Source organism: Psychrobacter sp. Sarcosine-02u-2 (assembly GCF_002836335.1).
In the GTDB taxonomy this organism is placed as follows: Bacteria; Pseudomonadota; Gammaproteobacteria; order Pseudomonadales; family Moraxellaceae; genus Psychrobacter; species Psychrobacter faecalis.
Genome location: NZ_PJBX01000146.1, coordinates 1 through 15916, shown reverse-complemented (window position 1 = coordinate 15916; position 15916 = coordinate 1). Strand labels below are relative to the sequence as shown.

14 protein-coding genes are annotated in these 15916 nt (G+C 41.0%); 12 read left to right on the top strand and 2 right to left on the bottom strand.

All coding sequences use genetic code 11. From position 1 onward, the window contains the following. The first annotated feature begins 185 nt into the window (after positions 1 to 185). Together CXF58_RS06105 and CXF58_RS06100 are read left to right on the top strand one after the other, a co-directional pair. Positions 186 to 827, top strand: coding sequence for a MarC family protein (locus tag CXF58_RS06105; RefSeq protein ID WP_082894251.1), 642 nt, complete (start codon positions 186 to 188; stop codon positions 825 to 827). A 335-nt stretch (positions 828 to 1162) separates the two neighbouring features. Further along, positions 1163 to 2545, top strand: a complete 1383-nt coding sequence (locus CXF58_RS06100) for an NAD(P)-binding domain-containing protein (RefSeq protein ID WP_102076903.1) — start codon at positions 1163 to 1165, stop codon at positions 2543 to 2545. Between the two features lie 89 nt (positions 2546 to 2634). Here the strand turns inward: CXF58_RS06100 and CXF58_RS06095 are convergent, their stop codons facing one another. Next, entirely contained in the window at positions 2635 to 3237 is a 603-nt protein-coding gene (locus CXF58_RS06095; RefSeq protein ID WP_102076902.1) for a LysE/ArgO family amino acid transporter, read from the bottom strand. 193 nt (positions 3238 to 3430) lie between these two features. Here CXF58_RS06095 and CXF58_RS06090 point away from each other — a divergent pair, with 193 nt between their 5' ends. From CXF58_RS06090 to CXF58_RS06080, 3 genes are all read left to right on the top strand, one after another. Continuing rightward, the gene (locus CXF58_RS06090) at positions 3431 to 4201 is read left to right on the top strand and encodes a hypothetical protein (protein ID WP_228706552.1); all 771 of its coding nucleotides are present in this window, start codon (positions 3431 to 3433) and stop codon (positions 4199 to 4201) included. A 348-nt stretch (positions 4202 to 4549) separates the two neighbouring features. After that, a complete protein-coding gene (locus tag CXF58_RS06085) occupies positions 4550 to 5203 on the top strand; it encodes a hypothetical protein (RefSeq protein WP_102076900.1) in 654 nt (217 codons plus the stop codon). 68 nt (positions 5204 to 5271) lie between these two features. Continuing rightward, on the top strand, positions 5272 to 5829 hold the full coding sequence (locus tag CXF58_RS06080) for a hypothetical protein (RefSeq protein ID WP_102076899.1): 558 nt from the start codon (positions 5272 to 5274) through the stop codon (positions 5827 to 5829). A 98-nt stretch (positions 5830 to 5927) separates the two neighbouring features. Here CXF58_RS06080 and rluB read toward each other — a convergent pair whose 3' ends face one another. Then, on the bottom strand, positions 5928 to 6854 hold the full coding sequence (gene rluB, locus CXF58_RS06075; protein ID WP_102076898.1) for a 23S rRNA pseudouridine(2605) synthase RluB: 927 nt from the start codon (positions 6852 to 6854) through the stop codon (positions 5928 to 5930). 367 nt (positions 6855 to 7221) lie between these two features. Between rluB and CXF58_RS06070 the strand changes: the two genes are divergently transcribed. The 7 genes from CXF58_RS06070 to CXF58_RS13925 form a co-directional block, all read left to right on the top strand. Continuing rightward, entirely contained in the window at positions 7222 to 8328 is a 1107-nt protein-coding gene (locus tag CXF58_RS06070; RefSeq protein WP_102076897.1) for a polysaccharide biosynthesis/export family protein, read from the top strand. Positions 8329 to 8362: 34 nt separating this feature from the next. Continuing rightward, a complete protein-coding gene (locus CXF58_RS06065) occupies positions 8363 to 8794 on the top strand; it encodes a low molecular weight protein-tyrosine-phosphatase (RefSeq protein ID WP_102076896.1) in 432 nt (143 codons plus the stop codon). A gap of 45 nt (positions 8795 to 8839) precedes the next feature. Further along, entirely contained in the window at positions 8840 to 11104 is a 2265-nt protein-coding gene (locus CXF58_RS06060) for a GNVR domain-containing protein (RefSeq protein ID WP_102076895.1), read from the top strand. Between the two features lie 53 nt (positions 11105 to 11157). Then, positions 11158 to 13119, top strand: a complete 1962-nt coding sequence (locus tag CXF58_RS06055) for a polysaccharide biosynthesis protein (protein WP_102076894.1) — start codon at positions 11158 to 11160, stop codon at positions 13117 to 13119. Positions 13120 to 13183: 64 nt separating this feature from the next. After that, positions 13184 to 14461 (top strand): Vi polysaccharide biosynthesis UDP-N-acetylglucosamine C-6 dehydrogenase TviB, encoded by a 1278-nt coding sequence (gene tviB, locus CXF58_RS06050; protein ID WP_102076893.1) that lies wholly within the window; start codon positions 13184 to 13186, stop codon positions 14459 to 14461. Between the two features lie 23 nt (positions 14462 to 14484). Beyond that, on the top strand, positions 14485 to 15519 hold the full coding sequence (locus CXF58_RS06045) for an NAD-dependent epimerase/dehydratase family protein (protein ID WP_102076892.1): 1035 nt from the start codon (positions 14485 to 14487) through the stop codon (positions 15517 to 15519). A 2-nt stretch (positions 15520 to 15521) separates the two neighbouring features. Then, a partial coding sequence (locus tag CXF58_RS13925) for a hypothetical protein (protein ID WP_219621726.1) occupies positions 15522 to 15916 on the top strand: 395 nt, incomplete at its 3' end.

Sequence of the window (15916 nt, the reverse complement as noted above, 5' to 3'; positions counted from 1 at the left end):
CAGATTTGTACGGATATGCTATTGAATTGGTAAGGACGAGACATTAAGCGAAGTTAATGATTTAATAGGCTTATCTGGCTATGCTACAATGCCGCTGCTACCGATTATAAGGTCGTCTTTGCCTGTACTTGTGCATAGCGACCTTATCTTTTGTCCGATTTGACCAATAGATAAGCGAGCGCTCAGTGGATACTGAAATTATCAAGATAATCTTAGCCTTTATGGTACTGATTAATCCCTTTGGCGCCTTGACGTTGTTTTTGGATTCAACTCACGGCTATTCGCTAAATAATCGCCGTAAAGTGGCGCGCATCGCTTGTTTGACGATTTTTATCACCATTAGCTTTTTTACCTTAGCAGGCGAGACGTTACTTAAATTGCTTGGTATCTCGATTGGTTCGTTCCAGTTGGCAGGTGGTATCTTGGTATTTTTAATCGCCCTAAATATGATGAATGGCGAAGGTAACCCGGTTAAGCCCGATCAAGAAAACTTTGATGTTGACCATTTGCAAGGTGCGCCGCCAACGATGGCTGCTGCCGTAGTTCCGATTGCCATTCCCATGATGATTGGACCTGGCGGTATCTCGACGGTGATTATCTATTCATCACAGGTCACCGGTATTTTGCAAGTCTCTGCGATTTTGATTGCTGGTTTATTTATCAGCTTATTTTGTTATGTGGCGCTAATGGCAGCGGGGCGTATTAGTCGTTTATTGGGCGATACTGGACTTAATATCATGAGTCGTATCATGGGTATGTTGCTCGCGGCAGTTTCTATCGAGATTATCGTTAATGGACTACGTACCTTATTTCCTGATTTAGTGTAACTATTACCTTTCTTGTCTGCCACTTACTTCTCTAATGGCTCTTACCTGTCCTTTTTTAAGCCCTTCTTTTTTAAGATATATCCGTATTTTTTAGACCGTGTAAAAAAACATGGTCTTTTTATTATTGGGTTAAAGTCTAAAACCTCCTAAAGTAGTCAAATCTGCCTATTTGATAAAAAATACTAATACTTATCCTAAAAGGTTGTTTAGTAACACCTTTCCATATCTTGCTAATCATTATGCGAATTCCAATTAATCACCAAAAATCTGCATTAAAAACGTCATCCATACAAATATGTTATGATAGGGGTACAACAATATTATAGGAGTCAGTTTTGAGTAAGAAAAGAATTGCAATTTTAGGTGCAGGTCCAAGTGGTTTAGCACAGTTACGTGCCTTTGAAGCGGCTCGTTTAGCCGGGATAAAAGACTTACCTGAAATCGTATGTTATGAAAAGCAAAACGCTATCGGCGGTATGTGGAATTACAGTTGGCGTACGGGTTTAGATAGAAACGGCGAACCCGTTCACGGCAGTATGTACCGCTATTTATGGTCAAATGGTCCCAAAGAATGCTTAGAGTTTGCCGATTATTCGTTTGATGAGCATTTTGGTGAAGCCATCCCATCGTATCCGCCGCGCGAAGTCCTAAAAGACTACATCATGGGGCGTATCGATAAACAAGATATCCAAAAATATATTCGATTTGAATGCCCTGTGCGCTGGGTGTCGTTTGATGATGACACGCAAAAATTCACCGTGACGGTGATGAATCATAAAACCGATGAGCAAGAAGTCGAAGAGTTTGATTATGTCGTGGTAGCAACGGGTCATTTCTCTACGCCAAATATGCCGTATTTTGAAGGTTTAGAAGCCTTTCCAGGTCGTATCTTGCACGCGCATGATTTCCGCGATGCCTTAGAATTTAAAGATGAAGATATCTTATTAGTAGGTAGTAGCTATTCTGCCGAAGATATTGGTACTCAGTGCTACAAATATGGCACCAAGTCGGTAACCATCAGTTATCGTAGTAAACCGCTCGGTTATGAGTGGCCTGAGGGTATTAAAGAAGTGCCATTGGTAACGCATTTTGAAGATGATGTCGCGCACTTTGCCGATGGTACAAGCCAAAAGTTTGACGCCATCATCATGTGTACCGGTTACTTGTTCCATTTTCCGTTTATGCCAGATGAGCTACGTTTGCAGACGCACAACTGCTTGTATCCAGCCAACTTGTATAAAGGTATCTTTTGGCAGCCAAATCCAAAGCTGATTTATTTGGGCATGCAAGACCAGTATTTCACCTTTAATATGTTTGATGCGCAAGCGTGGTATGCACGTGATGTGATAATGGGTGATATCGAATTGCCTGATTTGGCAGCGCGTGAAGCAGACGAGCAAAAATGGCTCGCAACGTATGCCAAAAGTGTGACGGTCAGTGATTCAATTGACTTTCAGGCCGCTTATATTCGTGATTTGACCAATGCTACCGATTATCCAGAATTTGCCGTTGAAAAACAGGGCGAGATTTTAAAAGAATGGCAAAAAGATAAAGCTGAGAACATCATGACCTTTCGAGAAAAGGCTTATCGTTCTACCTTGACCGGTACAATGGCTCCTAAATTGCCAGAGCCATGGTTAAACATTCTTGATGATTCGCTTGAGCACTTTTTAAACTTGACCTTTGTAAAACCTAAAAAGCGTAAAAAAGTAGCATAAATGCTCGATGGGGTAAATAAAAGAACCAAATACGTTTCATAGCGTATTTGGTTTTTTCGTTTTTAACGTTAAATGCACTGAATACATGGTTAGCTTTGGTATAAATGCCAAGCCAAATACAGCATTAATATGCCTACCAACGCGTCCAATATATTCCAAGCTTTTGGTTTGGCAAATAAAGGTCTGAGCAGGCGCGCGCCATAGCCCAAAGCAAAAAAGAAAAAGAACGACGCACTGACCGCGCCGACTGCAAATGCCAGTTTACTACTGGCACCGGTTGAAACCATGCCGACCAGCACCAATGTATCTAGATAGACGTGCGGGTTAAGCCAAGTAAAGCCAAAACATAATAACAGCGCTTTTTTTAAACTGGTGACCACCTGACCATCGATGGTGAGCGCATGCGATAGGCGTACGCTGGCATATAAGCTTTGTAGTCCATAGCCTAATAAGAAAATAACGCCAGCAATTTTAGCGATGTTCACAACTTGTGGATATTGCGCCGTAACCGCGCCAAAGCCTGCTACCCCAGCAGAAATTAAAATCGCGTCACTGACGGCGCAAAATAAGCAGACGAAAAATATGTGCTCGCGTTTTAACCCTTGTTTGAGGACAAAGGCGTTTTGTGAGCCAATGGCGATAATCAAGGATAAACCAAGCAAAAAACCCGCGCTATAATCGGTGAAATTCATGATAATGGGCTTATCCTTTAACAATCAAAACGGTGACTTTTACTTACTGGCAGCGCCCGAAAAAGCTGTTAAGATAAGGGATAAAATGATCGAATGCAATGTGTTTGCTGCAATAGCTGCTACCAAGTCATCAGTACTATTCAGCAATATTAGTCAGCAATGAATAAAGAATAAGCGAGGAGCAGGGTAGGTCATGGTCATAAGTCTGACAAGAATGCTACAGTCGTTTGGGCAAGCCCAAGATGACCTGCCAACCATCGCTGCCAAAAATGCTCAGCAAGCTGCCGCTAAAGAAGTTTCTAATAATGCAAATAAGCAAGGCGATAGTAGCGATAATCAAGAAATCATGGATACTTCAGCTTCAAATTCTTCGCTTAGCGAGCCGCAGCGTAGCGAGCGCATTTGTGATGCCTTAGCGCAAGTGAATGATATCCGCACGCCGACGCCGTTGACCGATCGCTATCTAGCCAATCGCGCCCAAATGCGCCCGACCAATAGACCTCCTTTTGACCCAGATACCTTATGGTATCTTAAACATGGACGCTGTCCGATTATGACTGAGCTTGTTGATGTGGTCGATGCAGCCACCTTAAATGCCATGCCGATTGAAGCGGTTGCCATATTAGACCGGATTAATAGTAAGCTAAAACGCTACCGTGAGTGGAGTAGCGAGCTCAATGCCGAGCAACAGCAGCAACATAATGAGCGCCAGTTTGTCATTGATAAGTTAGTGTCTGAAAGTATTCCTGAGGCGCTACATCACTATGAGCAGCTGCAACGTTTTAGCCCACATCGCACGAAAAACAATGTCGTCCAAGGAAAAATGACCGCCGGCGATATGCTCACGGATTTGTTTTTAGACATTGATTACGAGCTTGACGAGTTATTAGATGAGTTGCATCAAACGGTGATGAATCGTCTTGCGTCCACCCATCGTTATGTCAAAAGCCGTACGCAAAGCTAACTTGAATTTAGCGAAGAGTATTTAAAAGTCGTTAGTATTGTCATTGTGAGTTCAGTATAAAAATGATACAGAGACACTGGAATGAATTTTTCGCAGCCTCTGTCGGCGCAGGCACAGCAAGCTAGAAAAGTTTATTCCAGTGTCGCGTAAAAAATTCATGTTTCTGTTTTGTTTGAAAATAACTATAAACACAATCGGCTCAATACATAACAATATAAGGCTTTAATACAGCCTTATTTTTTTGTTTAATAATAATGATTAAGTATTATCGAAAATAACAATAAATTTGCCAACCGCGTCTGCCAAATATTTTTGCTAAGTATTTTGCCAAATAACAAGGATACCCAAATGACCCAATTGACTGCGATGTTCGTGATGTTTGTTTTATATGGCGTGCTGCCAGCAGCTGGGTTGTACCTTGGATATCGTGGTATTAAGAAAATCACGGCGCCCAAAATGCTTGAGTATAAAGCAATGCCGCAATTGGGTTATATTCCTGAAAAAAGCTTGCCAGTTGAGGTCAAAACAGCGCTTGATCAAATCAATGATAAGGGCGAGAAGCTGCGAGTTATTTATGGTGATACCAATAATGATGGCAAAATTGATGATAAAGATACCGTCAATGAAACCTACGTTATGATACAAAATCTAATGGATAGGCATGTCCCACTGGCGGTAGCGGATTATCGCCGCTTGCATGACTTAGATGTCGGGAACGGCGCCCTTGCTGATACCACGAAAATTAAGCATTCTGATGTCACGGGCAAAGAGGCGCTATTAGAAGTGCTTAGGACGATTAATACCCAGTTTGATGACTTGCTCAATGCCTCCTATCATCAAGATGGGCAAAAGTTGCTGGCAACCAATCGATACTTGCAGCAGCGTTTTAGTAATCCAACCAGCAATTCTAGACTACAAAAAATCGATAATAGCGCTGTTGAAGTCCAAGCAATTGAAAACCCAGCTAATAAAGAAACTGATATAGAAAATATTAAGCTGTAAATGAGGGATAATAATATCCCAAGTCTAAATGTTTATACTGAAATAGGTTTAAAGAAGAGTAAAGTGACATGAGTATATTAATAGGCGTTGGTGTGGTTACTACTGTCAGCGTCTTTTATTTGGGTAGAAAGGGCTGGTACGCATTGCATAGAATGGTTGGCATTACTCCAGGCGTGCTGACCTATCAAGATAGTAATGCGCCCCTGTTGTTAACTTCTCTCAATTGGCAACAGCTAGATTTAAATAAAAAACATCTAGAAGTCTTATCAGATAAGCAGCTACGACAATTACAGAATATTGATAAGAAAGTAGCCGACTACCACAACTACCAAAACGAGTTAGAAGCGCAAAATGTAACTTCAGCTATTAACGAGCAACAATTTGTCTTACATAAAATGCTGCATACCCGCTTACCCGAAATGTTGGTCAGTCATTATCATTTAGCAAATATCAATATAAGCAATCGTACTAAAAATGGACAGACGCAGGCTGAGGCGGGTAGGCTGTTACAAGAGATATTGGACAACATTGAGCAGCGCTTAGATGGGGTATTAGAGCGAATGGAAGAGCAACATCTACAAGAATTACGAGTGATGAAAAATTATATTCATAGTCATGACGACTAAGCCTAAAGTTAGTGATAGTCTTAAAAAACGCATAAAAAAGCGGTCAATGAATCAGTCATTGACCGCTTTTTTATCAGCTAGGATTAATCCGTGACTGATTAACGCTTGTTGTTACGATCGCGGGTATTACGTGAACCGCGACTGGCAGGACTGCCACTGCTTTTAGGTTTTGCACTACTAGGACGGCTATCGCTACGACTGTCAACACGGCGCGCTTTGAGCGGCTTGCTTTTGATACGTTCTTGCTTTTCTTTAGCTGCACCATGCAAACCAGTACCGTGACGTGGGCGTAGGCTGACCAAATCGGTTAAGGTATTGATCTCTTTTTTGTCGAGCTCTAAAAAGCGACCGGTACGTAGCTCTTTTGGCAGCGAAATTGATCCGTAACGCGTACGTAATAGACGGCTCACCTTAAGACCTTGTGACTCAAACAATCGGCGCACTTCGCGATTTCGACCTTCTTTTAGTCTGACGTGGTACCATTTATTGACGCCTTCACCGCCGCCTTCTTTGATATCTTCAAACTGTGCCATGCCATCTTCTAACATGACGCCAGCCGTTAGAGTACGCGCGATATCAGGAGTAACTTCACCAAGTACACGTACGGCATACTCGCGTGTGACTTCGCTAGACGGATGCATTAAGCGGTGCGCCATCTCGCCATCATTGGTAAATAAGAGTAGACCAGTTGAGTTAATATCCAAGCGCCCAACCATAACCCAGCGATCATGAGTCAATTTTGGCAAACGTTCAAAAACTGTTGGACGACCTTCTGGATCATTGGCAGAACATACTTCGCCTTCGGGCTTATAATAAGCTAAAACGCGACGACGCTTTTCATTTTCAGCCGTATATTTGATTTGACGACCGTCAACACGGATCTCATCGCCTTGTTCGACGCGGTCGCCGATGGTTGCGGGTCCATTATTAACGGTCACACGCCCTGCTTTAATCACTTCTTCCATCTGACGACGTGAACCAAGTCCCATGCGGGCGAGTGCTTTTTGCAGTTTTTCATCTTTCATAACGATATCCTTGAGTCGGTGGGTTTACATTTCTCAATGTATAAAATTAGACTGAGTATTATACGCTATTTATCGAAGTTATGTTTAAGATTAGCTTTTAAGGCTATTGTAATTAACGAGTAGATGATGCTTTATTAAGTATCCCTAATTAACATTAAAAATTAAAAGCTTTATAAGAAATGAATATAAACTAATTGTTACTATTGCGTAATTTTTACCAAAAATAGCCTATTATTATTCACTATTTAACCACCTATGTTATTATGGCTTTGCTTTTTTTATGGTTGGTGTAACTTTTTAGTATAGTTGTCTCAATTGCGCTCGTTGCTAGACGCTACTTATATCTGTGATTTATAAAGGTTTTTTTATGTTCTTCAATTCATCAAAGTTATTAGGTGTGGCGTCTGTGCTTATGATAGGTCTGATTTCAGGCTGTTCCAGCATTAACTCTGGCCTACAATCTGGTGATCTGCCGCCCAGTGGTTCATTCGTAGCTGCGAGTGGTATACAGTTTAATGTGCAGCCGTTAAATTTGGCGACGCTACCACCGAAGCAGGCCGTTGTTCCTAGTAGCGATTTAACGCGTTTGCTAAGAACCTCTGGGCAAGTTGATTACCGAATCTCGGAAGGTGATATTTTAGGTATTACGCTAGTAGGGTATCCAGAGATTGCGCCGCCTTTGACAAATAGTAGTAACACTGCCAACCCTTATGCTTTGGGCTTCCCTGTTGATCAACAAGGTTTTGTACAGTTTCCACTTATTGGACGTATTAAAGCCAGTGGCATGAGCGTGCCACAATTTACTGCCAATTTACAGAAACAACTGCAACGTTATCTTAAATATCCAGACCCGCAGGTTAAAATCGTTAACTACCGTGGCAATAAATTCTTTATTGATGGTGAGGTTAAACAACCGGGCGAGTTTGCTATTGCTGATGTGCCTGTGTCGCTCTATGGCGCAATTTCTATGGCGGGCGGGGCCACTCCGACTGGCGACTCAAATAATGTCGTGCTAAACCGTAACGGTACTAGCTATAACATCGGACTGGAGTCGCTGCGCCAAATGGGCGCTTCTGCTAACCAAATTTACCTGCGAGATGGCGACTCTATCCACGTCAATAGTCAAGACCGTAATAAAGTATATGTTTTAGGTGAGTTTGGTCAAGTAGAGCCAGTGCCTATTTTAGAGCAAGGTATTAGTTTGGCGCAGGTTTTGGGTGAGTCTAAAGGGCTTAATTCTGCTACAGCAAATGCGGCTAAAATATATGTGGTTCGTGATAATTTAAATACACGAGCGACAGATATTTACTATGTAGATATGCAGACCATAACCAGCTTTGCGCTAGCCAATCGTTTCGAGATGCACCCGAATGATATTGTTTATGTCGATCCAACTGGCTTAACGCGTTGGAATCGTGTTATCAGCGCTATTTTACCTTCTACGTCAGCTATTAGGTCGCTCTCAGGCTTATAGGCATTGGGTTTATAAATAATAGGTAATAATTATTATGGCATTTGATAATATTTTAGTGGTGTGTGTCGGCAATATTTGCCGTAGTCCCATGGCAGAAGCGTTATTAAAACAACGTTACCCTCATAAAAATATCGATTCTGCAGGGGTGGGGGCTTTAGTCGGGCACTCTGCAGATCCTGCCGCGCTAGAGATTATGGCAGGGCAAGAAATAGATATCACTAATCATGTCGCCAAACAAATTGACGAAGGTTTGGCAAAAAAAGCGGATTTGATTTTTACTATGTCAGACAGTCAGACCAAATGGATCGAAGAGCGCTGGCCGTTTTGTCGCGGCAAGACTTTTAAGCTCGGCCATTGGCAAGACAAAGATATTGCCGACCCCTATAAACATGAGATGAGTGCGTTTCAGACAGCATATCAAGATATTGTTGTTGGCCTAGAACAGTGGGCCGATAAAATTAGCTAAATAGCTGCTATTAAACGATTAACCTTAAGTGATGACCATACAGTTATGAATACAGATTCAAAGAACTTATCAAACGCTGCTTCCAAAGAAGATAACGACGAAATTGATCTTATGGCGCTACTGTTTGCCATTTTGCGTGGCTGGAAAGTCATTGTGTTTTTTGCTGTATTAGGATTGGTAATAGGGATTTTGTATAGCAGATACGTCAATCCTACTTTTAAGTCGGATGCACTGATTCAAATTGAAGAGAATTCTAAAGGCGTTGCCGCATTAGGTGCGGATATTTCTGAGCTGATTGGCTCTGAAGTCAGTAAAGCGCAAGCAGAGGCTGAGCTGATAAGATCGCGTATGATCTTAGAGCCAGTGGTTAATTTGTTACATCTACGAATTCGTTTGTCCGATCCTAATATTGGCGCGTTGGATAGAATCAAGAGCAATAGTACGGATACTCAAATAAATAAACCGGAAGGTGTCTCTCTTAAAACCGAAGATGGTGAAGCAAAAATTAGCCAATTTAATGTCTCACAAGAATATTTAAATCAATCTTTTACTTTGACACGCTCCGCGACAGGATTTGTGTTAACTAATGGTTTTGACGATTTTAAAGGTCAGATCGGTAAGGCGCATTTATTTAAAGGCACAGATGGTCAGATTCAAATTAAAGTTGATGATCTCCCAGTTGATGGCTACTCGGTTAATATCACTAAGCAATCTCTTCAAACCACGACTGACCAGATAAATAGCGCGCTATCTGTGGTTGAAAAAGGTAAGCAGACAGGCATTATTCAGCTATCTATGACGGGTGCCAATCAGCAACAAACCAGCTTGATATTAAAACAAATTGTCTTATCTTACATTGATCAAAATCAGTCGCGTGGTTCCGAAGAAACTACTAAAACCATTAGTTTTATGGAAACTCAGATTCCAACGTTAAAGAAAAAACTGGAAGACTCGGAAGCAGTATTTAATGATTTCCGTAAAAAGTACGGCACTATTGATGTAGGCAAAGAAGCAGAGTTGTTATTGACAGAAAACTCGCAAATCGATGCCCAACTCAATGAATTGAAGCTTAAAAAAGCGGATCTCACGACTTACTACACAGAAGAGCACCCTTTGGTTGTCCAGATCAATGAGCAACTGGCGGTACTTAATGCTAGAAAAAATGAGATAGACGATACTATCGCCGGTTTACCTGAGATACAAAGAGAGTTTCTACAACTGTCAGCTGACACGACGATTAATAGAGAGATCTATCTGACGCTACTTAAAAACTATGAACAGTTAAAAATCGTTAAAGCGGGTCAAATTGGTTTCGCCCGTATCATCGATTTGCCTATCAGTACTTATAAGGCCATTGCACCAAAGAAATTGCAAATTATGATATTGGCCATGCTGTTAGGAGCGATGCTTGGAACGATGCTGGTACTGCTTAAAAATATGCTTAGAAATGTGGTCAAAGACCCTGAGCGTATTGAATCTAAAACGGGCGTTCCTGTAGTAGCAACGGTTCCACGTTCGCCACTATTGACAAGACTGCGTAAAAATAAGAAAGCACCTAATCGTTTGTTGGCTTATGTTGATAATAATAGTTTGAGCTATGAAGCTATTAAAAGCTTAAGAACAAATCTAATGTTCGGCATGCCAGTAGAAGGGCGGGCCGGTCAGCGCGCCAAAGTTATTCTTATTACTGGCGAAAGCCCGGGCGTTGGTAAGTCTTTTATCTCTGCAAATCTAACAGAAGTATTTGCGCAGTTAGATAAAAAAGTATTAATTATCGATGCTGATATGCGCTTAGGTGAGCTACATAGAATGTTTAGTATGAGTCAAGATAATGGTTTGGCGGACTATTTATCACAGGATAAGACACATTTATCAAAATCTAACGCCAAAACTACAGAAGTTATTACTAGCCAAGAGAGTAGTAACTTAGCAAGCTTTATTCATCCGACTGGCATAGATAATATTGATTTTATGCCACGCGGCCAGCATCCGCGTAACCCTGCTTCATTATTAGCAAATGGCAGTTTTAATCATTTAATGGCGGAGCTTAATCTGCATTATGATTATATTGTCATCGACTCGCCACCAGTATTGGCCGCTTCTGACGCTATGATACTAGCCCAGCACGCTGATAAGGTATTGATGGTAACTAGATACGACGATTCTATAGAAGGGCAGCTGGTTTATGCGGTTAATCAGATGAATAAAGCCAATATAAAGGTCGACGGTATCATTCTCAACGATGTACAACAAGGGATTATGAGCAAATATAGTTATCACTATAGTTATGCTTATGGTAATAACCAATAGTTAGCTTTTTGGAAAATTCTACCAAAATTCACGTTTTTAAGTGGTTGAGTATTATGTCTACTAATTCAAAACCGTCAAGTGATTATCCATCACTTCATGGCAAAACTGGCTGGCTACAACGTATAGCCGAATACTTGTTATCGTTGCCCCGTAGTGTAAAACGAGCGATTTTACTCACTACAGACTTGGTAGCATCTTTAGTTTGCCTGTTCTTAGCGTTGTCGTTGCGCTATGGTGACATCGCTCATAACATTAGTCCTATCATATTATTATCTTATGGTACGCTGCCCATCGTCGGTTTATATTTGATTGGTTTTTATAAAGGCGTAGCACGTGGTTTTTTAGATACGGTGATGGGTAGTGTCGCAAAGCTATTCTTTGTGCTCATCGTTGTTTACGAGATTATCATCTATTTAAATCCTTCAGAAGATATACCGCGCTCCGTTCCCATTATCTTTCTATTTTTCTTCTTTATCTGGTTATGGAATAGTCGTCTTATTATTCGTGAGATTTTAATGCGCTGGAGCGGTAGAGCCCAGCGTCGCCTTAAAGACGATGGTGTTTATGATAATGTTGTTATTTACGGCGCCGGAGAGGCTGGTCGAGATTTATTAGAGGGTTTAAGAAACTCACATAAATATAATGTTGTGGCTTACGTTGATGATGATCCACAGCTTGCTGGTGCTTATTTGCTCGGTAAAAAGATTTATCCGGCTCATGACTTAGTAAGCTTAGTAGAAGAATTAGAGATTGCGCAGGTATTTTTGGCTATTCCTTCAATCAGCCGCGCGCAAAAACGCAAGATTATAGATAAGCTCTCAGGCATTGCCATAAAAATAAAAGAATTACCAAGCTTAGAAGAGATCGCTGACGAAAAAGTGACCGTCAGTAGTATGCGTAAAGTAGACATCTTGGATGTGTTAGACAGACAGACTGTTGAACCTGATGCTAAATTGCTGCAGATGAATATCAAAGATAAGTGCGTGTTAGTTACAGGCGCTGGTGGCTCTATCGGTAGTGAGTTATGTCGTCAAGTAATCAAGAACCAGCCTAAATGTATCGTGCTCTATGAGCTGTCCGAGTTTGCGCTTTATAGCATCCATCAAGAGCTAACCATTAAGCAAGCCAATACGCCTGCTTATAAAGACATCCAAATCGTTGCAGTCATCGGTAATGTCACTAATGAATCGAACCTGCTCAGAATACTAAATCTCTATAACATCCAAACGGTTTACCATGCGGCTGCTTATAAACATGTGCCAATGGTAGAGCATAATCCTTTTGAAGGCGTTATTAATAATACCAAAGGCACGTATCATTGTGCGCGAGCCGCGATTGCAGCAAATGTCGAAACCTTTGTTTTAATCTCAACCGATAAAGCCGTAAGACCGACCAACGTGATGGGCGCATCTAAGCGTTTAGCAGAGTTGGTTTGCCAAGCGCTAAGCCTGACGGATAGCCAGACCTGCATTAGTATGGTTCGTTTTGGTAATGTCCTTGGCTCATCGGGCTCTGTTGTGCCTTTATTTACTAAGCAAATAGAACAAGGTAAGCCGATTACGGTCACCCATCCTGATGTGACTCGTTACTTTATGACGATTCCAGAGGCGGCAAATCTGGTTATCCAAGCAGGCGCAATGGCATCAGGTGGTGAAGTGTTTGTCCTCGATATGGGCGAGCCAGTTAAGATTGTTGATCTAGCGCATCGAATGATTCACTTAAGTGGCTTTGATATTAAAGATGGCGCCCATCCTGAGGGTGATATCGAAGTGATCTTTACGGGTCTTAGAGCCGGAGAGAAGCTCTATGAAGAGCTGATCATCGGTGAAGACAACATTGAATCGACATATCATCCATTGATCATGCAAGCAATAGAGCATAGCTTTCCATTGGATGAGCTTGAATCGGTATTGTTTGAGTTGAATGAAAAACAAAAAGAGTTTGATGTCCCTTGGCTAAAGCAGCAATTCAAACAGTTTGTAGCAGGTTATCAAGAAGGCTCTAAAGCTGCATAACTCTCAATAAATACCCTAAATACTATTTTTTAACTAAAATTGATTAGATGAACAAAGGAAAATTATGCTAGATATTAAGAATATAAAAATAGCGGTTATCGGACTTGGCTATGTGGGTTTGCCTCTAGCCGTTGAGTTTGGTAAGCATCTGCCAGTAGTAGGCTTTGATATTAATGCCAATCGTATAGAGGCCCTGTGTGCAGGTACAGATCATACCTTGGAAGTCAGTGATGAAGAGCTGACCCAAGCATCGCATTTGAATTATAGCTCAGATATACAAGCGCTTAAGGATTGTAACTTTTTTATTGTTACGGTACCGACGCCTATTGATGATTATAAACAGCCCGATCTTACGCCTTTAATTAAAGCCTCAGAAGCTATCGGCGGCTTATTAAAACAAAACGATATTGTGGTTTATGAATCAACCGTCTATCCGGGTGCCACAGAAGAAGTTTGTATTCCGGTGCTAGAGAAAGTCTCGGGATTAACCTTCAATCAAGACTTTTATGCCGGTTATAGTCCTGAACGTATCAATCCTGGTGATAAAGAACACCGCGTTACCAATATTTTAAAAGTAACGGCAGGCTCAACACCTGAAGTCGCTGATTTTGTCGATGAAGTATACAATTTGATTATTACTGCCGGCACTCATAAAGCAGCAAGTATTAAAGTAGCAGAAGCGGCAAAGGTGATTGAAAACACCCAAAGAGATGTCAATATTGCTTTAATTAATGAGTTAGCCGTTATTTTTAATAAAATGGGTATCGATACTCAAGCGGTCTTAGAAGCAGCAGGTACCAAGTGGAATTTTTTACCGTTTCGTCCAGGTCTCGTGGGTGGTCACTGCATCGGTGTAGATCCTTATTACTTGACTCATAAAGCGCAAGCGATTGGTTATAATCCAGAGATTATCTTGGCTGGACGTCGCTTGAATGACAGTATGGGTGAGTATGTGGTCACGCAACTGGTCAAAACCATGATCAAAAAGCGTATTCAGGTTGAAGGGGCAAAAGTCTTGGTCTTAGGGCTGAGTTTCAAAGAAAATTGCCCCGATGTGCGTAACACCAAGGTCATTGATATTGTCCATGAGCTAAAAGAATATAATATCGACGTTGATGTCTATGACCCTTGGGTAGATAAAGCAGAAGCTGAGCGTGAATATAATGTGACGCCTATTAGCAAGCCCGCTATGAATAACTATGATGGTATCATCTTAGCGGTCGCGCATAATGAGTTCGTCGAGCTGGGTGTAGAGCAGATTAGAGCATTTGGCAAGAATGAACACGTGCTTTACGATTTAAAGTATGTCTTTACCAAAGAAGACACTGATATCCGCCTATAAATCTATGAAAAATACGGAAAGTAATGGTTATGACGTCAACTGCATATGAAAAAATTAAAAAGTCGCTAATCAATGAACCAAAAACTTGGCTAATTACTGGGGTAGCAGGATTCATAGGCTCTAACTTACTAGAAGAGCTATTGTTACTAAATCAAAAAGTAGTCGGTCTAGATAACTTTGCTACTGGTTTTCAGCATAACTTAGATGAAGTACAGGGTTTAGTAAATGAAGATCAGTGGCAGAACTTTACTTTTATAGAAGGCGATATTCGTAATCTAGATGACTGTCAGTCAGCATGTATAGGCGTAGACTACGTACTGCATCAAGCAGCACTGGGTTCGGTGCCGCGCTCTATCGCTGATCCTATCAATACTAATGATACTAATATCTCAGGCTACTTAAATATGCTCGTAGCAGCTCGTGATGCTCAGGTAGCTAGCTTTACCTATGCGGCGAGCAGCTCAACCTATGGCGATCATCCAGCTTTACCAAAAGTCGAGAATGCTATTGGTAACCCGTTATCACCCTACGCGGTGACTAAATATGTTAATGAGCTGTATGCAGATGTGTTCTCACGTACATATGGCTTTAAGACGATTGGTCTACGTTACTTTAATATCTTTGGTAAACGCCAAACACCAGATGGCGCATATGCAGCGGTAATACCAAAGTGGACGGCTGCTATGATCGCAGGTGATGAGGTGTTTATTAATGGTGATGGCGATACCAGTCGCGACTTTAATTTCATTGAAAATGCCGTACAAGCTAATATTTTGGCAGCGACTGCTACCGAGGAAGCCAAGAACCAAGTATACAATGTCGCTGTGGGCGGTCGTACTACCCTTAATACGCTGTTCTTAGCACTTAAAGAGCATTTAGGTGCTAATGGCGTTAGCTATACTCAAGCCCCGGTCTATCGAGATTTCCGTGAAGGGGATGTGCGTCATAGTCAGGCTAATATAAGTAAGATACGAAATGCTTTAGGATATGCGCCGCAGTTTGATATTATTCAAGGTATTGAGAAAGCGATGCCTTGGTATGTAAATAGCGTTGATTAATAATGAAAATAAATTATTTACAAGGTGGATCTCTATATCTTGCGATTTGCTTATGTTCATTTCTTCTATTTTTTGTTAATGGCCAGTATAGCTTGCAGTTGCTTGATAATGTAGGTTTGATAGTAACTTTTTTTTGGCTAATATCGTTATTTATATTGCAATTAAATGGTATTAATAAAGCAAGCTCAACGTTATACTTTGGTTTTTTTGCTGTTCTTGGATTGTTTCATCTAGGTATTCCGTTAGCTTTATTTTTCAATTATCAAGGTAGTTATTTTCTTGATTATTTCAATCGCTGGTTTTATAGTTCCTATACACTTGAATCTTTATATTCCGTATATATATTTCTTTTATCCTATATATTAAGTTTTTTTTATAATCCTAATCGTGATTCAAA

Excerpts from the sequence above, each read along its gene's own strand:
- CXF58_RS06095 (WP_102076902.1), bottom strand. The coding sequence starts at position 3,237 with ATGAATTTCACCGATTATAGCGCGGGTTTTTTGCTTGGTTTATCCTTG.
- CXF58_RS06090 (WP_228706552.1), top strand. The coding sequence starts at position 3,431 with ATGGTCATAAGTCTGACAAGAATGCTACAGTCGTTTGGGCAAGCCCAA.
- CXF58_RS06085 (WP_102076900.1), top strand. The coding sequence starts at position 4,550 with ATGACCCAATTGACTGCGATGTTCGTGATGTTTGTTTTATATGGCGTG.
- CXF58_RS06080 (WP_102076899.1), top strand. The coding sequence starts at position 5,272 with ATGAGTATATTAATAGGCGTTGGTGTGGTTACTACTGTCAGCGTCTTT.
- rluB (WP_102076898.1), bottom strand. The coding sequence starts at position 6,854 with ATGAAAGATGAAAAACTGCAAAAAGCACTCGCCCGCATGGGACTTGGT.
- CXF58_RS06070 (WP_102076897.1), top strand. The coding sequence starts at position 7,222 with ATGTTCTTCAATTCATCAAAGTTATTAGGTGTGGCGTCTGTGCTTATG.
- CXF58_RS06065 (WP_102076896.1), top strand. The coding sequence starts at position 8,363 with ATGGCATTTGATAATATTTTAGTGGTGTGTGTCGGCAATATTTGCCGT.
- CXF58_RS06060 (WP_102076895.1), top strand. The coding sequence starts at position 8,840 with ATGAATACAGATTCAAAGAACTTATCAAACGCTGCTTCCAAAGAAGAT.
- CXF58_RS06055 (WP_102076894.1), top strand. The coding sequence starts at position 11,158 with ATGTCTACTAATTCAAAACCGTCAAGTGATTATCCATCACTTCATGGC.
- tviB (WP_102076893.1), top strand. The coding sequence starts at position 13,184 with ATGCTAGATATTAAGAATATAAAAATAGCGGTTATCGGACTTGGCTAT.
- CXF58_RS06045 (WP_102076892.1), top strand. The coding sequence starts at position 14,485 with ATGGTTATGACGTCAACTGCATATGAAAAAATTAAAAAGTCGCTAATC.